23 protein-coding genes are annotated in these 15,072 nt (G+C 68.0%); 3 read left to right on the top strand and 20 right to left on the bottom strand.

Going from position 1 to position 15,072, the window contains the following annotated elements; genetic code table 11:
* Positions 1-21: 21 nt before the first annotated feature.
* The 19 genes from rplR to ABT127_RS33160 form a co-directional block, all read right to left on the bottom strand.
* A complete protein-coding gene (gene rplR / locus ABT127_RS33070; protein WP_018528362.1) occupies positions 22-405 on the bottom strand; it encodes a 50S ribosomal protein L18 in 384 nt (127 codons plus the stop codon).
* 3 nt (positions 406-408) lie between these two features.
* Positions 409-948, bottom strand: coding sequence for a 50S ribosomal protein L6 (gene rplF, locus ABT127_RS33075; RefSeq protein WP_351458220.1), 540 nt, complete (start codon positions 946-948; stop codon positions 409-411).
* 25 nt (positions 949-973) lie between these two features.
* Positions 974-1,372 (bottom strand): 30S ribosomal protein S8, encoded by a 399-nt coding sequence (rpsH, locus tag ABT127_RS33080; protein WP_018528360.1) that lies wholly within the window; start codon positions 1,370-1,372, stop codon positions 974-976.
* 213 nt (positions 1,373-1,585) lie between these two features.
* Positions 1,586-1,771: a type Z 30S ribosomal protein S14 gene (locus ABT127_RS33085; protein ID WP_003948630.1), complete on the bottom strand. Its 186-nt coding sequence runs from the start codon at positions 1,769-1,771 to the stop codon at positions 1,586-1,588.
* A 5-nt stretch (positions 1,772-1,776) separates the two neighbouring features.
* The gene (gene rplE, locus ABT127_RS33090) at positions 1,777-2,334 is read right to left on the bottom strand and encodes a 50S ribosomal protein L5 (protein WP_018528359.1); all 558 of its coding nucleotides are present in this window, start codon (positions 2,332-2,334) and stop codon (positions 1,777-1,779) included.
* Positions 2,334-2,657, bottom strand: coding sequence for a 50S ribosomal protein L24 (gene rplX / locus ABT127_RS33095; RefSeq protein ID WP_016645174.1), 324 nt, complete (start codon positions 2,655-2,657; stop codon positions 2,334-2,336). Before rplX ends, rplE begins: the two co-directional genes overlap by 1 nt.
* A gap of 2 nt (positions 2,658-2,659) precedes the next feature.
* Positions 2,660-3,028: a 50S ribosomal protein L14 gene (gene rplN, locus ABT127_RS33100; RefSeq protein ID WP_003974257.1), complete on the bottom strand. Its 369-nt coding sequence runs from the start codon at positions 3,026-3,028 to the stop codon at positions 2,660-2,662.
* 97 nt (positions 3,029-3,125) lie between these two features.
* Positions 3,126-3,410, bottom strand: coding sequence for a 30S ribosomal protein S17 (rpsQ, locus tag ABT127_RS33105; RefSeq protein ID WP_111663851.1), 285 nt, complete (start codon positions 3,408-3,410; stop codon positions 3,126-3,128).
* Positions 3,410-3,634 carry a 50S ribosomal protein L29 gene (gene rpmC, locus ABT127_RS33110; protein ID WP_010036720.1) on the bottom strand — a complete coding sequence of 75 codons (225 nt, stop codon included), beginning with the start codon at positions 3,632-3,634 and terminating at the stop codon, positions 3,410-3,412. Before rpmC ends, rpsQ begins: the two co-directional genes overlap by 1 nt.
* Positions 3,634-4,053 (bottom strand): 50S ribosomal protein L16, encoded by a 420-nt coding sequence (rplP, locus tag ABT127_RS33115; protein ID WP_059424836.1) that lies wholly within the window; start codon positions 4,051-4,053, stop codon positions 3,634-3,636. The genes rpmC and rplP overlap by 1 nt, the downstream gene beginning before the upstream one ends.
* 5 nt (positions 4,054-4,058) lie before the next feature.
* Complete coding sequence (rpsC, locus tag ABT127_RS33120) at positions 4,059-4,901, bottom strand: 30S ribosomal protein S3 (RefSeq protein ID WP_351458228.1); 843 nt, start codon at positions 4,899-4,901, stop codon at positions 4,059-4,061.
* Positions 4,901-5,248: a 50S ribosomal protein L22 gene (rplV, locus tag ABT127_RS33125; protein ID WP_111663849.1), complete on the bottom strand. Its 348-nt coding sequence runs from the start codon at positions 5,246-5,248 to the stop codon at positions 4,901-4,903. Before rplV ends, rpsC begins: the two co-directional genes overlap by 1 nt.
* Positions 5,249-5,290: 42 nt before the next feature.
* Complete coding sequence (gene rpsS, locus ABT127_RS33130; RefSeq protein ID WP_111663848.1) at positions 5,291-5,572, bottom strand: 30S ribosomal protein S19; 282 nt, start codon at positions 5,570-5,572, stop codon at positions 5,291-5,293.
* A 12-nt stretch (positions 5,573-5,584) separates the two neighbouring features.
* Complete coding sequence (gene rplB / locus ABT127_RS33135) at positions 5,585-6,421, bottom strand: 50S ribosomal protein L2 (protein ID WP_111663847.1); 837 nt, start codon at positions 6,419-6,421, stop codon at positions 5,585-5,587.
* Between the two features lie 38 nt (positions 6,422-6,459).
* Positions 6,460-6,879, bottom strand: coding sequence for a 50S ribosomal protein L23 (gene rplW / locus ABT127_RS33140; RefSeq protein WP_351458233.1), 420 nt, complete (start codon positions 6,877-6,879; stop codon positions 6,460-6,462).
* On the bottom strand, positions 6,879-7,532 hold the full coding sequence (gene rplD, locus ABT127_RS33145; protein WP_351458236.1) for a 50S ribosomal protein L4: 654 nt from the start codon (positions 7,530-7,532) through the stop codon (positions 6,879-6,881). Before rplD ends, rplW begins: the two co-directional genes overlap by 1 nt.
* Before the next feature lie 8 nt (positions 7,533-7,540).
* Positions 7,541-8,185 (bottom strand): 50S ribosomal protein L3, encoded by a 645-nt coding sequence (gene rplC / locus ABT127_RS33150; protein ID WP_111663844.1) that lies wholly within the window; start codon positions 8,183-8,185, stop codon positions 7,541-7,543.
* Between the two features lie 16 nt (positions 8,186-8,201).
* A complete protein-coding gene (gene rpsJ, locus ABT127_RS33155) occupies positions 8,202-8,510 on the bottom strand; it encodes a 30S ribosomal protein S10 (protein WP_003948644.1) in 309 nt (102 codons plus the stop codon).
* Positions 8,511-8,950: 440 nt separating this feature from the next.
* Positions 8,951-9,403 carry a MarR family winged helix-turn-helix transcriptional regulator gene (locus ABT127_RS33160; RefSeq protein WP_351458239.1) on the bottom strand — a complete coding sequence of 151 codons (453 nt, stop codon included), beginning with the start codon at positions 9,401-9,403 and terminating at the stop codon, positions 8,951-8,953.
* 141 nt (positions 9,404-9,544) lie between these two features.
* On the opposite strand from ABT127_RS33160, the gene ABT127_RS33165 reads away from it, so the two are divergent.
* From ABT127_RS33165 to ABT127_RS33175, 3 genes are all read left to right on the top strand, one after another.
* On the top strand, positions 9,545-11,044 hold the full coding sequence (locus ABT127_RS33165) for an MFS transporter (RefSeq protein ID WP_351458242.1): 1,500 nt from the start codon (positions 9,545-9,547) through the stop codon (positions 11,042-11,044).
* Positions 11,045-11,309: 265 nt separating this feature from the next.
* The gene (locus tag ABT127_RS33170) at positions 11,310-13,280 is read left to right on the top strand and encodes a PIG-L family deacetylase (RefSeq protein ID WP_351458245.1); all 1,971 of its coding nucleotides are present in this window, start codon (positions 11,310-11,312) and stop codon (positions 13,278-13,280) included.
* 32 nt (positions 13,281-13,312) lie between these two features.
* Positions 13,313-13,627 (top strand): hypothetical protein, encoded by a 315-nt coding sequence (locus ABT127_RS33175; protein ID WP_351458248.1) that lies wholly within the window; start codon positions 13,313-13,315, stop codon positions 13,625-13,627.
* A gap of 102 nt (positions 13,628-13,729) precedes the next feature.
* On the opposite strand, the gene tuf is transcribed toward ABT127_RS33175, so the two are convergent.
* Positions 13,730-14,923, bottom strand: coding sequence for an elongation factor Tu (gene tuf / locus ABT127_RS33180; protein ID WP_111663840.1), 1,194 nt, complete (start codon positions 14,921-14,923; stop codon positions 13,730-13,732).
* Between the last annotated feature and the right edge of the window lie 149 nt (positions 14,924-15,072).

Consider the following 15,072-nt stretch of genomic DNA (forward strand, 5'->3'; position numbering starts at 1 on the left):
TCCGCTAGCTACGGAACCGGCTCAGAACTTCAGGCCGGCTTCGCGGGCGGCGTCCGCCAGGGCAGCAATGCGCCCGGCGTACTGGTTACCACCACGGTCGAACACGACAGCCTCGACACCGGCGGCCTTGGCGCGCTCGGCGACCAGGGCGCCGACCGACTTGGCCTGCGCGGACTTGTCGCCCTCGCCACCGCGGATCGAGGTGTCCAGGGTCGACGCCGACGCGAGGGTGTGACCCTTAACGTCGTCGATGACCTGGGCCACGATGTTGCGGTTCGAGCGCGTCACGACCAGGCGCGGACGCTCGGCCGTACCCGAGATGTGCTTACGGATACGGATGTGGCGGCGCTTGATAGCCGCACGCTTGTAAGCGTCGCCCTTAGCGATCTTCTGACCGTATGCCATGGCTTACTTACCCGCCTTTCCGACCTTGCGGCGGATGACTTCGCCTTCGTACTTGACGCCCTTGGCCTTGTACGGGTCGGGCTTGCGCAGCTTGCGGATGTTGGCCGCAACCTCGCCGACCTTCTGCTTGTCGATGCCCTCGACCGAGAACTTGGTCGGCGACTCGACCTTGAACGAGATGCCCTCGGGCGCCTCGACCGTGATCGAGTGGCTGTAGCCGAGCGAGAACTCCAGGTTGGAGCCCTTCGCCAGGACGCGGTAACCGACACCGCTGATCTCGAGCTTCTTCACGTAACCCGTGGTCACGCCGGTGATCATGTTCGCCACCAGCGTGCGGGACAGGCCGTGCAGGGCCTTGTTCTGACGCTCGTCGTTGGGGCGGGTGACGTTCAGGACGCCGTCCTCGCCCTTGGCGATCTCGATCGGCGCCACGACGGTGTGGGTCAGGGTGCCCTTAGAGCCCTTGACCGTGACCGTCTGGCCGTCGATGGTGACGTCCACGCCGGCGGGAACCGTGATGGGGAGCTTGCCAATACGCGACATAGCTGTTTCCTCCTGTTCCCTTCCGCTACCAGACGTAGGCGAGGACTTCCCCACCCACGCCCTTCTTGCCTGCCTGCTGGCCGGTCAGGAGACCGTGCGACGTGGAGATGATCGCCACGCCCAGGCCACCGAGGACCTTCGGCAGGTTGGTGGACTTCGCGTAAACGCGCAGACCCGGCTTGGAGATGCGCTTGATGCCGGCGATCGAACGCTCACGGTTCGGGCCGAACTTCAGCTCCAGGACGAGGTTCTTGCCGACCTCGGCGTCCTCGACCTTCCAGCCGGTGATGAAACCCTCCTGCTGGAGGATCTCGGCGATGTGCGACTTGATCTTGCTGTGCGGCATAGCCACGGTGTCGTGGTACGCCGAGTTCGCGTTCCGCAGACGCGTAAGCATGTCTGCGATCGGATCAGTCATGGTCATGAATTGGCCTTCGGCCTCTCTCGCCGGGGTTTCCTGTATGCGCCATCCCTCTCCCCACACAGGGGCGGGACGGGTGCGGCGCGGGGACCTACGGCGTAGTAAGTCGGTCAGGGCGGCAGAAGCGCCCAACCCTCCTAGCCTAAGCCATGAGAGCGGGGGCCACTGCCGACCCTTTACTTACCGAGAGATCCAGGCAGTCCCTAAAAGTGGGGACTACCAGGAGCTCTTGGTCACGCCCGGCAGCTCGCCACGGTGAGCCATCTCACGAAGGCACACGCGGCAGAGGCCGAACTTGCGGTAGACGGAGTGCGGGCGGCCGCAGCGCTGGCAGCGCGTGTAGCCGCGGACACCGAACTTGGGCTTACGAGCAGCCTTGGCAATGAGAGCCTTCTTCGCCATCTCGCTTACGCCTCCTTGAACGGGAAGCCGAGGTGACGAAGGAGCGCGCGGCCCTCAGCGTCGTTGGTCGCCGTGGTGACCACGGTGATGTCCATACCCCGGACGCGGTCGATCTTGTCCTGGTCGATCTCGTGGAACATGACCTGCTCGGTGAGACCGAAGGTGTAGTTGCCACGGCCGTCGAACTGCTTGGGGGACAGACCACGGAAGTCGCGGATGCGCGGCAGCGCGAGCGACAGGGTGCGGTCCAGGAACTCCCACATGCGGTCGCCACGAAGCGTGACGTGGGCACCGATCGGCTGGCCCTCACGCAGCTTGAACTGCGCGATGGACTTGCGGGCCTTGGTGATGGCCGGCTTCTGACCCGTGATGGTGGTCAGGTCGCGGACAGCACCGTCCATGAGCTTCGAGTCGCGCGCGGCGTCACCGACACCCATGTTGACCACGATCTTGACCAGGCCGGGGATCTGCATGACGTTCTCGTACGAGAACTCGTCCTGCAGCTTGCCCTTGATCTCGTCGCGGTACTTCTGCTTCAGACGCGGGGAAGTGGTGGTCGTCATCAGATGTCCTCACCCGTCCGCTTGGCAACGCGGATCTTGTTGCCTTCGTCGTCGAAGCGGTAACCGACGCGCGTCACGACCTTGTTGCCGTCCTTCTCCACGACCAGCTGGACGTTGGAGACGTGGACGGGGGCCTCGGTGGTGACGATGCCGCCGGCCTGCGAGCCGGAGGCGGTGGGGCCGGCCTTGGTGTGCTTCTTGACCCGGTTGACACCCTCGACCAGGACGCGCTCGTCGCGCGGGTAAGCGGCAATGACCTTGCCCTGCTTGCCCTTGTCCTTACCGGTGATGACCTGGACCAGGTCGCCCTTCTTGATCTTCATGCTTACAGCACCTCCGGCGCGAGCGAGATGATCTTCATGAACTTCTTCTCGCGCAGCTCACGGCCCACCGGGCCGAAGATACGGGTGCCGCGAGGGTCGCCGTCGTTCTTCAGAATGACGGCGGCGTTCTCGTCGAAGCGGATGTACGAGCCGTCCGGACGGCGGCGCTCCTTGACGGTGCGAACGATGACCGCCTTGACGACGTCACCCTTCTTCACGTTGCCACCGGGGATCGCGTCCTTGACGGTGGCGACGATGACGTCACCGATGCCCGCGTAGCGGCGACCCGAGCCACCGAGAACACGGATGGTGAGGATTTCCTTCGCACCCGTGTTGTCGGCGACGCGAAGTCGCGACTCCTGCTGGATCACGTCTATCTCCTGTTTGTCTGCCGGTTCCCCCGGGGCAGTTCAGCGAACTGCCCCGGGAGCCTGGCGGAACGAACCCTGAGGGAAACCCCTCAGAGAATTACTTGGCCTTCTCGAGGATCTCGACGACGCGCCAGCGCTTCGTCGCCGACAGCGGCCGGGTCTCCATGAGGAGGACGCGGTCGCCGACGCCGGCGGCGTTCTGCTCGTCGTGCGCCTTGAGCTTGTTCGTACGGCGGATGACCTTGCCGTACAGCGCGTGCTTGACGCGGTCCTCGACAGCGACGACGACGGTCTTGTCCATCTTGTCGCTGACGACCAGACCCTCACGGGTCTTGCGGAAGCCGCGGGCGGCAGTCTCTTCAGTCACAGTCTTCTCGCTCATCAGGCGCTCTCCACCGTCTCGATGCCCAGCTCGCGCTCACGCATGAGGGTGTAGATCCGCGCGATGTCCTTGCGGACGGCCTTGAGCCGGCCGTGGTTCTCGAGCTGACCGGTCGCCGCCTGGAAGCGGAGGTTGAACAGCTCTTCCTTGGCCTCGCGGAGCTTGTTGAGGAGCTCCTCGTTGCCCAGCTCGCGCAGCTCGGACGCCTTGGTTCCGGCCGACATCACGCCTCACCTGCTTCGCGCTTAACGATCTTGCACTTCATCGGCAGCTTGTGAGCGGCACGAGTCAGAGCTTCACGCGCGATCTTCTCGTTCGGGTAGGACAGCTCGAACATCACGCGTCCGGGCTTGACGTTGGCGACCCACCACTCCGGAGAACCCTTACCGGAACCCATGCGGGTCTCGGCGGGCTTCTTGGTGAGGGGGCGGTCCGGGTAGATGTTGATCCAGACCTTGCCGCCACGCTTGATGTGACGCGTCATGGCGATACGAGCGGCCTCGATCTGACGGTTCGTCACGTACGCCGGGGTCAGCGCCTGGATGCCGTACTCGCCGAACGCAACCTGCGTGCCACCCTTGGACATACCGCTGCGCTTCGGGTGGTGCTGCTTGCGGTGCTTGACCCTACGGGGGATCAGCATTTCGGTCAGGCCTCCGTTCCGGTGCTCTCAGCAGCCGGAGCGGCAGCGGCGGGAGCGTCGGCCTTGGGGGCCTCGGCAGCCGGCGCGGACTGCTGCTGCGGCTTGCGACCGCGACCGCCACGCTCGCCACCGCGGCCACCACGGCCGGCCGGGCGGTCGTTGCCGCCACGGGCCGGGCGGTTGCCGGCGCGGGCAGCGGCGTTCTCGGCGCGGACCTCGGCGATGTTCTTGACATCGCCCTTGTAGATCCAGACCTTCACGCCGATGCGGCCGAAGGTCGTCTTGGCCTCGAAGAAGCCGTAGTCCACGTTGGCGCGGAGCGTGTGCAGGGGCACACGGCCCTCGCGGTAGAACTCCGAACGGGACATCTCGGCACCGCCGAGACGACCGCCACACTGGATCTTGATGCCCTTGGCGCCCGCCTTCATCGCCGACTGCATGCTCTTACGCATGGCGCGACGGAAGGAGACGCGGGAGGACAGCTGCTCCGCGACGGCCTGGGCCACGAGCTGAGCGTCCGTCTCGGGGTTCTTGACCTCGAGGATGTTCAGCTGGACCTGCTTGCCCGTGAGCTTCTCGAGGTCACCGCGGATGCGGTCGGCCTCGGCGCCACGGCGGCCGATGACGATGCCGGGACGAGCGGTGTGGATGTCCACACGCACGCGGTCACGGGTGCGCTCGATCTCAACCTTCGAGATGCCGGCGCGCTCCATGCCGGACGTCATCATCCGACGGATGGCGACGTCTTCCTTGACGTAGTCCTTGTACAGCTTGTCGGCGTACCAACGCGACTTGAAGTCGGTCGTGACACCGAGCCGGAACCCGTGCGGGTTTACCTTCTGGCCCATTACCGGGTTCCTTCCTTGCTGCTGACGACCACGGTGATGTGGGAGGTCCGCTTGCGGATCCGGTAGGCACGGCCCTGGGCACGCGGACGGAACCGCTTCAGGGTCGGGCCCTCATCGACGAACGCCTCGCTGATGAACAGCGACGAAGCGTCCGGGTGGTCGTAGTTGTGCGCGGCGTTGGCAATGGCGCTGTCCAGCACCTTGCCGACCGGCACGCTCGCGGCCTGCGGGGCGAAACGCAGGACCGCCTGAGCCTCCGTGGCATCCATGCCACGGATGAGGTCCACCACGCGGCGGGCCTTCATGGGCGTGACGCGGATGTACCGCGCCTGGGCCCTGGCTTCCATGGTTGTCCCTTCGGTGTTAGTCATAGTCGATTCCACCCCGCCTTAGCGGCGCTTCGACTTCCGGTCGTCCTTGACGTGACCCCGGAAGGTGCGCGTCGGCGAGAACTCGCCGAGCTTGTGGCCGACCATCGACTCGGTGACGAACACCGGGATGTGGGTCTTGCCGTTGTGCACCGCGATCGTGTGGCCCAGCATGCTGGGGATGATCATCGAGCGACGGGACCAGGTCTTGATGACGTTCTTGGTACCGGCTTCGTTCTGTACGTCCACCTTCTTTACGAGGTGGCCGTCGACGAAGGGTCCCTTCTTGAGACTGCGCGGCATCTAAACCCGCTCCTAGCGCTTCTTGTTCGACTTGCGGCGGCGGACGATGTACTTGTTGCTCGCCTTGTTGCGATCACGAGTACGACCCTCCTTCTTGCCCCACGGCGAGACCGGGTGACGACCACCGGAGGTCTTGCCTTCACCACCACCGTGCGGGTGGTCAACCGGGTTCATCACGACACCACGCACGGTCGGGCGGACGCCCTTCCAGCGCATGCGGCCGGCCTTGCCCCAGTTGATGTTGCTCTGCTCGGCGTTGCCGACCTCGCCGACGGTGGCGCGGCAGCGCACGTCGACCAGGCGGATCTCACCGGACGGCATACGGAGGTGCGCCATGGCGCCCTCCTTGGCCAGCAGCTGCACGGAGGCACCCGCGGAGCGGGCGAACTTGGCGCCACCACCGGGACGGAGCTCGATCGCGTGGATCGTGGTACCGACCGGGATGTTGCGGAGCGCCAGGTTGTTACCGGGCTTGATGTCGGCCGCCGGGCCGTTCTCCACCACGGCACCCTGCGCGAGACCGCGCGGGGCCAGGATGTAGCGCTTCTCGCCGTCCGCGTAGTGCAGGAGGGCGATGCGGGCGGTGCGGTTGGGGTCGTACTCGATGTGAGCGACCTTGGCCGGAACGCCGTCCTTGTCGTGCCGACGGAAGTCGATCACGCGGTAGGCGCGCTTGTGTCCGCCACCCTGGTGGCGAACGGTCACGCGACCGGAGTTGTTACGACCGCCCTTGCTGTGCAGGGGGCGGACCAGCGACTTCTCCGGCGTGGACCGCGTGACCTCGACGAAGTCGGCGACGGAGGAGCCACGGCGGCCCGGCGTCGTCGGCTTGTACTTGCGGATTCCCATTTCTCAGTCCTCGTCCGATATTCGGACCGGGCGCTCCGTTAGGAGGCCTGGCCGAAGATGTCGATACGGTCGCCCTCAGCAAGGGTCACGATCGCGCGCTTGGTGTCGGCACGCTTGCCGAAACCGGTGCGCGTGCGCTTGCGCTTGCCCTGACGGTTGATCGTGTTGACGCCGGTGACCTTGACCGAGAAGACCGCCTCGACGGCCTGCTTGATCTGGGTCTTGTTGGCGCCGGGGGCCACGATGAACGTGTACTTGCCCTCGTCGAGAAGCGCGTACGACTTCTCGGAGACGACCGGCTTGACGAGGACGTCGCGCGGGTCCGTGAAGGACTTGCTCAGCGGCGTGGGCTCGACAGCGATCTTGCCCTCGGTCGCGATGCGCTTCGCCTTGGCGACGCGCGCGGCCTTGGCGGCCTTGGCGGCCTTCGAGGCGATGCTCGGGTGACGCGTAGCCATCAGGCCTCGCTCCCTTCGGTGTCAGCGGCCTTGGGGCCAGACACGAAGGACTCGAAAGCGGCCTGGGTGAAGACCACGTCGTCCGAGACGAGAACGTCGTACGTGTTCAGCTGGCCCGGCTCCAGGATGTGGACCTGGGGCAGGTTGCGGGCGGAGAGCCACGCGGCCTCGTCGGCGCGGTCGGCGACCAGGAGCAGGTTCTTGCGCTCCGAGATCTTGCCGAACAGCGTCTTGGCGGCCTTGGTGGAGACCTCGCCCTCGACCACGCCGGAGACGACGTGGATGCGAGCGTTGCGGGCCCGGTCGGTGAGGGCGTGACGCAGCGCGGCAGCCTTCATCTTCTTCGGGGTCCGCTGCGAGTAGTCACGCGGCACGGGACCGTGCACGACGCCACCACCGGCGAACTGCGGCGCGCGGGTCGAGCCCTGACGGGCGCGGCCGGTGCCCTTCTGGCGGTAAGGCTTCTTGCCACCACCACGGACTTCGCCACGGGTCTTGGTCTTGTGCGTGCCCTGGCGGGCAGCGGCCAGCTGCGCGACGACGACCTGGTGAAGCAGCGGAACGCTGATCTTCTCGACGGCGAAGATCTCCGCGGGGAGCTCGACCGTCCCGGTCTTGTCGCCTGCCGGCGAAAGGATGTCAACAGTGCTCATCGGTTACCTCAGGCCCCCTTGGCCGCAGTGCGGACCAGGACGAGGCCGCCGTTCGGACCGGGAACCGCGCCCTTGATGAGCAGCAGACCCTTCTCCGCGTCAACGGCGTGGACGGTCAGGTTCTGGGTGGTGACCCGCTCGTTGCCCATACGGCCCGCCATGCGGAGGCCCTTGAACACACGGCCGGGGGTGGCGCAGCCACCGATCGAGCCCGGCTTGCGGTGCACGCGGTGGGCACCGTGCGATGCCTTGCCACCGGCGAAGTTGTGACGCTTCATGACACCGGCGAAGCCCTTGCCCTTGCTCTTGCCGGTCACGTCCACCTTGATGCCGGACTCGAAGGTCTCAGCGGTGATCTCCTGGCCGAGGGTGTACTCGGAAGCGTCCGAGGTACGGATCTCGACGAGGTGACGACGGGGGGTGACGTCGGCCTTGGCGAAGTGGCCCTTGAGGGGCTTGTTCACCTTGCGCGGGTCGATCTCGCCGAACGCGATCTGGACGGACTCGTAGCCGTCCACGTCGTTCGTGCGGACCTGGGTCACGACATTGGGGCCGGCCTTGACGACGGTGACCGGAACAACACGGTTGTTCTCGTCCCACACCTGCGTCATGCCGAGCTTCTCGCCCAGGATGCCCTTGATCTGCTTAGCCATTATCGATCACCAGCCCTTAGAGCTTGATCTCGATGTCGACACCGGCCGGGAGGTCGAGTCGCATCAGAGAGTCAACGGTCTTGGGCGTGGGGTCGAGAATGTCGATCAGGCGCTTGTGCGTGCGCATCTCGAAGTGCTCGCGCGAGTCCTTGTACTTGTGCGGCGACTTGATGACGCAGTACACGTTCTTCTCGGTAGGCAGCGGCACCGGGCCCGCGACCGACGCACCAGTGCGGGTCACCGTCTCGACGATCTTCTTCGCCGAGGAGTCGATGACCTCGTGGTCGTAGGCCTTGAGCCGGATGCGGATCTTCTGTCCCGCCATGGCTACTTAGTAGTCCTGTCTCTCATAACGCTCTGGCTCCTGAGGGCCCTGTTTCACACTTCCTCCGACCCACGCGGTCGGGCGTGTCGCGGCCTCGCTGACAGAAATATCCGTACGGATTTCCCTGCTACAGGAACCGCGGCCCGAGGCCGCAAGGCTGGGGGAAGAAACCCACCAGGCGCCTGGTGGAGCTCCGCGCTGAACTTCCCGGAAGATTCCCGTACGTCCGTCCCAGCGCTGCCGCAGGCGGCAGATGGGGCGACGAGTACTGTGGGACTCGCTTCCGGTCCTCCCGGCGGGAGGCGCGCAGCATCGGCACTCAACCGAGCAACCCCGCTAGTCTGCCATACGGGGCATGTCCGGGGCCAATCGGGCCGTAGAGAGTACCCCGAGAGTGACGAAGGTCAAACCCGGGGCGACGGCGCCCGGGCGAGGCGCCGCTAGCGGGTCGCGTGCGCCCGGTACAGGGTGCGCAGCGTCTCGGTCAGCGCCGCCGCCGACTCCTCGTCCAGCGGCGCCAGGTAGGCCCGCTCGGCCTCGATCCGCGCCCGGTCGGCATCGCGCTGGCAGGCCGCGCCCGCGGGTGTGAGCGCCACCACATTGCGCCGACGGTCCACCGCGCTGCGCCGGCGCTCCACCAGGCCCTTGCCCTCCAGGGCGTCGATGAGAGCGACCATCGTCGTGCGGTCCACGCCGACCAGCTGGGCCAGTTCGTGCTGCGAGCGCTCCTCGCCGTCCGCCGCGATGACCGACAGCACGCCCACCTCACGCGGATTCACGCCGTACGGCTCCAGCGCCTCGGCGAGCATCCCGGACAATTGGTGAAAAGCGTGCTTGACGAGGTACCCGAGGCGGTGTGTCAGAGGTCCCGCGAAAAAGGGATCGTCCGTCATGCCACGTAGCGTATCCTGATTCTGATAGTCAGCGATACTGATGATCAGGCTCCTTGCAGAGCCCTCCGACCGCCCCGCCCCTCGTCGCGCGGCGCGTCCCACCTCACCCTCACGCGACCCACAGGAAGCGACACCTCGCCCATGAGCGACTCCATATCCGTCGGCGCCAACCGGACGGCGCCGGCCTCCCCCGCCGCACCGGCGGCCGATGCGCCCGACCCCCGCCGCTGGTGGGGCCTGGTCGTCATCGCCCTGGCCCAGCTGATGGTGGTCCTCGACGCGACCATCGTGAACATCGCGCTGCCGTCCGCCCAGACCGCCCTCGGCATGTCCGACGCGAACCGGCAGTGGGTCATCACGTCCTACACGCTGGCCTTCGGCGGCCTGCTGCTGCTCGGCGGCCGCGTCGCCGACCTCGTCGGCCGCAAGCGCACCTTCATCATCGGCCTGATCGGCTTCGCGCTCGCCTCCGCGCTCGGCGGCGCCGCGCAGAGCTCCGGCATGCTGTTCGGCGCGCGTGCGCTGCAGGGCGTCTTCGGCGCGCTGCTGGCCCCGTCCGCGCTGTCGCTGATGACCACGACGTTCACCGACCCGCGCGAGCGCGGCAAGGCGTTCGGCATCTACGGCGCGCTCGCGGGCGCGGGCGGTGCCGTCGGCCTGCTGCTCGGCGGCGTCCTCACCTCGTACCTGAACTGGCGCTGGTGCCTGTACGTCAACATCCCGATCGCGATCGTCGCCGTGATCGGCGCCGTGATCCTGCTGCACGACCGCGCGGGCCACAAGGACATCAAGCTGGACGTGCCCGGCGTGATCCTGGGCTGCGGCGGCCTCGTCGCCATCGTCTACGGCTTCTCGGAGGCCGAGCCGCGCGGCTGGGGCGACTCGATGGTCGTCTCGCTGCTGGCCGGCGGCGCGGTGCTGCTCCTCGCGTTCGTCTTCTGGCAGACCCGCGCGAAGTCGCCGCTGCTGCCGCTGCGCATCCTCAAGGACCGCAACCGGGCCGGCTGCTTCCTGACGATGGGCCTGGCCACGATCGGCATGTTCGGCCTGTTCCTGTTCATGACCTACTACCTCCAGGGCATCCTCGGCTACTCGCCGGTCCGCACCGGCCTGGCCTTCCTGCCGATGTCGGTCGCGATCATCATCGGCTCGACGCAGATCTCGGCCCGCCTGCTGCCGAAGGTCCCCGCCCGCGCCCTGATGGTCCCGGGCATGGTCCTGGCCGCCGGCGGCCTGCTGATCCTCACCCAGCTCGGCGTCGACTCCTCGTACGTCAGCCACGTGCTGCCCGCCGAGCTGATCCTCGGCCTCGGCATGGGCCTGACGTTCATGCCGGTCTTCTCCACGGCGACGAGCGGCATCCGCCCGCAGGACGCCGGTGTCACCTCCGCGATGGTCAACACCTCGCAGCAGGTGGGCGGTTCGCTCGGCACGGCCCTGCTGAACACCATCGCGACCTCGGCCACCGGCTCGTACATCGCGACCCACATGACCGACCCCTCGAAGAAGGACCAGGTCGTCGCCGCGGGCATCGTCCACGGCTACACCCACGCGATCTGGTACGCCGTCGGCGCGATGCTGCTGGCCGGCGTCTGCGCGGCCGTCCTGGTCAACGCCAAGCCCCAGGCGGCGCGTCACTGACGACCTGTCACGCCCGCCGACGGTGCCCCTGTCCTCGCCCGCCGAGGACAGGGGCACCGCCCGTTTCCCGTCCCGTCCGGGTGAACGGAACATGTACATGCATGGAACCTCCACCCTTCGGTGACCCTCTCTCCAGGTGAACCACCGGAACACCTGAACAGAGGCGAGCGCACCACCGACCGCTGTGCCTCCACAGCGGACGGAGCACGCCCTCATGCGGAATCGACCTGCGATATCGAGGCCCGAAAAGCGGCTTCAGCGAGGAATGTCCCGACGGGCCGTGGTCCTCGGCGGCGCCGCCGCCCTCGCCGCCGCCGGTTCGCTCACCGCCTGTTCGCGCACGCCCTCCGCTCCCCCGCCGCACCTCACCGCCCCCTCCCCCGCCTCCGGCCTGCCCGCCGCCCAGGCCGAGCGCGCCCTCCTCCTCCAGGTCCTCGCCCACCCCGATGACGACCTGTACTTCATGAACCCGGACGCCCAGCACGCCTTCGGCACCGGCACCCCGCTGGTCTGCGTCTACGTCACCGCGGGCGAGGCCGACGGACGCAACAAGACGCCCGACGACCGCCGGCCCGCCCCGAACAAGGCCGCCTACTCCGCCGCCCGTCACCAGGGCCTGCGCCAGTCCTACGCGGCCCAGCTCGGACTGCCCGTCTTCACCCCCTGGGACGTGACCGCCCTGCGCCTGCGCACCGGGTTCCAGGTGGAGGTGAACGCTCTCGAACACCGGGGCCGCCGCGTCGAGTTGGTCCATCTCGACCTCGCGATGCACACCCCGGCCGGCCACATGGGCGTGCCCGCGCTGTGGCGCGAACCCGGCCTTCTGCTGCACACGCTCGTCCCGGACGGCTCCCCGCTGCGCACGGTCCAGACGTACGACCACGACGCGCTGATCGGCGTCCTCGTGGCGCTCTTCGAGCGGTACCGGCCCACCCTGGTGCACACCCTCGACCCGGATCCGGACATGCAGGCGAGCGACCGGGCCACCCAGATCCGCGACAGCGAGCAGCCCGGCTACTCCGACCACGCCGACCACACCGCCGTGGCCTGCTTCACCTGGGCCGCGCTGATCCGCTGGACGCAGGAGGCCCGGTCCGGGCCGCCGGCCGTCGCCGTCTCCGCCTTCCGCGGCTACTACAACCACCACTGGCCCAAGAACCTCCCGCCGCAGGTGCTCGGCCCCAAGGCCGCCCATCTCGTCCCCTACGGCGCGGGCCCCGACTGGAGCTGCGGCAACCCGTCGGGCTGCGGCGACTACAACGTGGGCGGCGACCGCCCCCTGACCAACCGCAAGGGCTGGGTCCGCGCCACCCACCACCGCTATCCCGGGCCGCGCCTCGCCCTCTTCCCGAAGGGCGACGGAACCCTCACGGCGTACGGCGTCCTGGGGCTGCGGGCGGTGCGGTACGAAGAGAGAGACGGGGAGTTCCGCGCTCCCGTCGACCTCGGCGGCGGCCCGCTCGCCCCGGTCCTCGGCGGCGCCGCCCTGCCCGACGGCCGCCATCTGGTCCTGGGGCTGCGGCTCGCGGCGATCGGCGGCCTGGGCGCGACCGACGCCCGCGAGATCGTGGCCCTGGAACAGCGCGGGTCCGGCCGGTACGGCTCCTGGACGAGCCTCGGCAACCCCGAGGGCGCCGACGCCGACCGCGGCCGCCGCATCGGCGTCCCGGTCGCGGTCGCCGCGCCCGACGGCCGCGTCCATCTCTTCGTCCGCAATGCCGCACAGGGCGTGAGCACCCGCGTACGGGACACGGACGGCGCCTGGTCGCCGTGGCGGGACCTCGGCGGCGGCCAGGTCCAGGACGGCCTCACGGCGGTCGTCGGCGCCGACCGGCAGGTGCACGTGTACGCGCCCGGCCGGGACACCGTCCACCACTGGACGCCGGACGGCCCCGCCCCGCTCACCGGCCTGCCCGTCCCCGCCGACCCGGTGGCGGTCGCGGACGGCCGGCTCTACTACCGCGGGCCCGCCTCCGCGCGGCTGCTGAGCCCGGGCGGCCCGGCCGTGGACTTCCCCGGGTACGGGCCCGTGGCGGCCGCGGGCGGGCATCTGCTCGGGCTCGGCACCGACGGCCGGGTCCAGCTCCTGGAGAACGGCCGCGTGCTCCGCCCGGCCACCGACCCCGTCACCCTGGACGGCCCGTCCCTGACGGCGGACCGGTACGGACCGACCGCCGCGGGCCTCTCCCCGGACGCCCGGCCGTGGTTGTGGCGGCCGTCCCGGGCAAAGGCCTGACGCACCCCGGGCCGGACCCGCACACTGGCCCGATGCCACGCGACCACGAACCGCACGGGGACGACCGCGGCCGCCTGCGGCTGATCCTCGCCGTGCCGGTCGTCATCCTGACGCTGCTGTCCTGCTACTTCTGCTGGTGGGCCGTGACCATCCGGCCGCAGGGCGAGTGGGACGAGCCCGCCCACCGGGGCGTCGCGCTGTCCTGCTTCCTCACGGTCGCGTTCGGCGTCGCCCTGCTCGGCCTGTGGCTGCCCCGGCCGCTGCGCCGGCTCGTCGGCTGGACCTGGATCGCCCCGGGTGTCGTCCTCGCCGCTGTGGCCGCGGCGCGCTGGGCGATCGCTCCCTGAACACCGTCGCGGCACGCAAAAGGGCCCGTACGACCGAAGTCGTACGGGCCCTTTCAGAGCTCGCGGGAGCTACCAGGCATCAAGCCCAGCAAGTAAGCGGACTTACTTGTTGATCTTGGTGACCTGGCCGGCGCCGACGGTCCGGCCACCCTCACGGATGGCGAACTTGAGGCCCTCCTCCATGGCGACGGGCTGGATGAGCTCCACCTTCATCTCGGTGTTGTCACCCGGCATGACCATCTCGGTGCCCTCGGGGAGGGTCACGACGCCGGTCACGTCCGTCGTACGGAAGTAGAACTGCGGGCGGTAGTTGTTGAAGAACGGGGTGTGACGGCCACCCTCGTCCTTCGACAGGATGTACGCCTGCGCCTCGAACTCGGTGTGCGGCGTGACCGAACCCGGCTTGATGATGACCTGGCCGCGCTCGACGTCCTCGCGCTTGATGCCACGGAGGAGCAGACCGACGTTCTCACCGGCCTGGCCCTCGTCGAGCAGCTTGCGGAACATCTCGATGCCGGTGACCGTGGTGGTGGTCTTCTCGGTCTTGATGCCGATGATGTCGACGGTCTCGTTGACCTTCAGGACACCACGCTCGATACGGCCGGTGACGACCGTACCGCGACCGGTGATCGTGAAGACGTCCTCGATCGGCATGAGGAACGGCTTGTCGACGTCGCGCTCCGGCTCCGGGATCGACTCGTCGACGGCCTTCATGAGCTCCAGGACCGAGTTGCCCCACTCCTTGTCGCCCTCGAGCGCCTTCAGAGCGGAGACCTTGACGACGGGAACGTCGTCGCCCGGGAACTCGTACTCGGAGAGGAGCTCACGAACCTCGAGCTCGACGAGCTCCAGGATCTCCTCGTCGTCCACCATGTCGGCCTTGTTGAGGGCGACAACGATGTACGGAACGCCGACCTGGCGGGCCAGGAGCACGTGCTCCTTGGTCTGCGGCATCGGGCCGTCGGTGGCGGCGACCACGAGGATGGCGCCGTCCATCTGCGCGGCACCGGTGATCATGTTCTTGATGTAGTCCGCGTGACCCGGGCAGTCGACGTGGGCGTAGTGACGCGCCTCGGTCTGGTACTCGACGTGCGCGATGGAGATGGTGATACCGCGCTGGCGCTCCTCAGGAGCCTTGTCGATCTGGTCGAACGCCGACGCCTCGTTGATGTCCGGGTACGCGTCGTGCAGCACCTTGGTAATGGCGGCCGTGAGGGTCGTCTTACCGTGGTCGATGTGACCGATGGTGCCGATGTTGACGTGCGGCTTAGTCCGCTCGAACTTCGCCTTCGCCACTGGGTCCTCCTGTGGAGTGGTTCTGTACGCCTTGCTTCATCGGCGCCAGGTGATCTTTGCTGGAAAGCCCGGGCCCGAGGGCATTCAGGGACGTGAGCCCCTGAATGCCCGGTCGGGCTCCGGAGTCAAGCCTAAAGCGTGAACTCGAG

The sequence above is a fragment of the Streptomyces sp. NPDC001904 genome, from assembly GCF_040297005.1.
Taxonomy (GTDB): domain Bacteria; phylum Actinomycetota; class Actinomycetes; order Streptomycetales; family Streptomycetaceae; genus Streptomyces.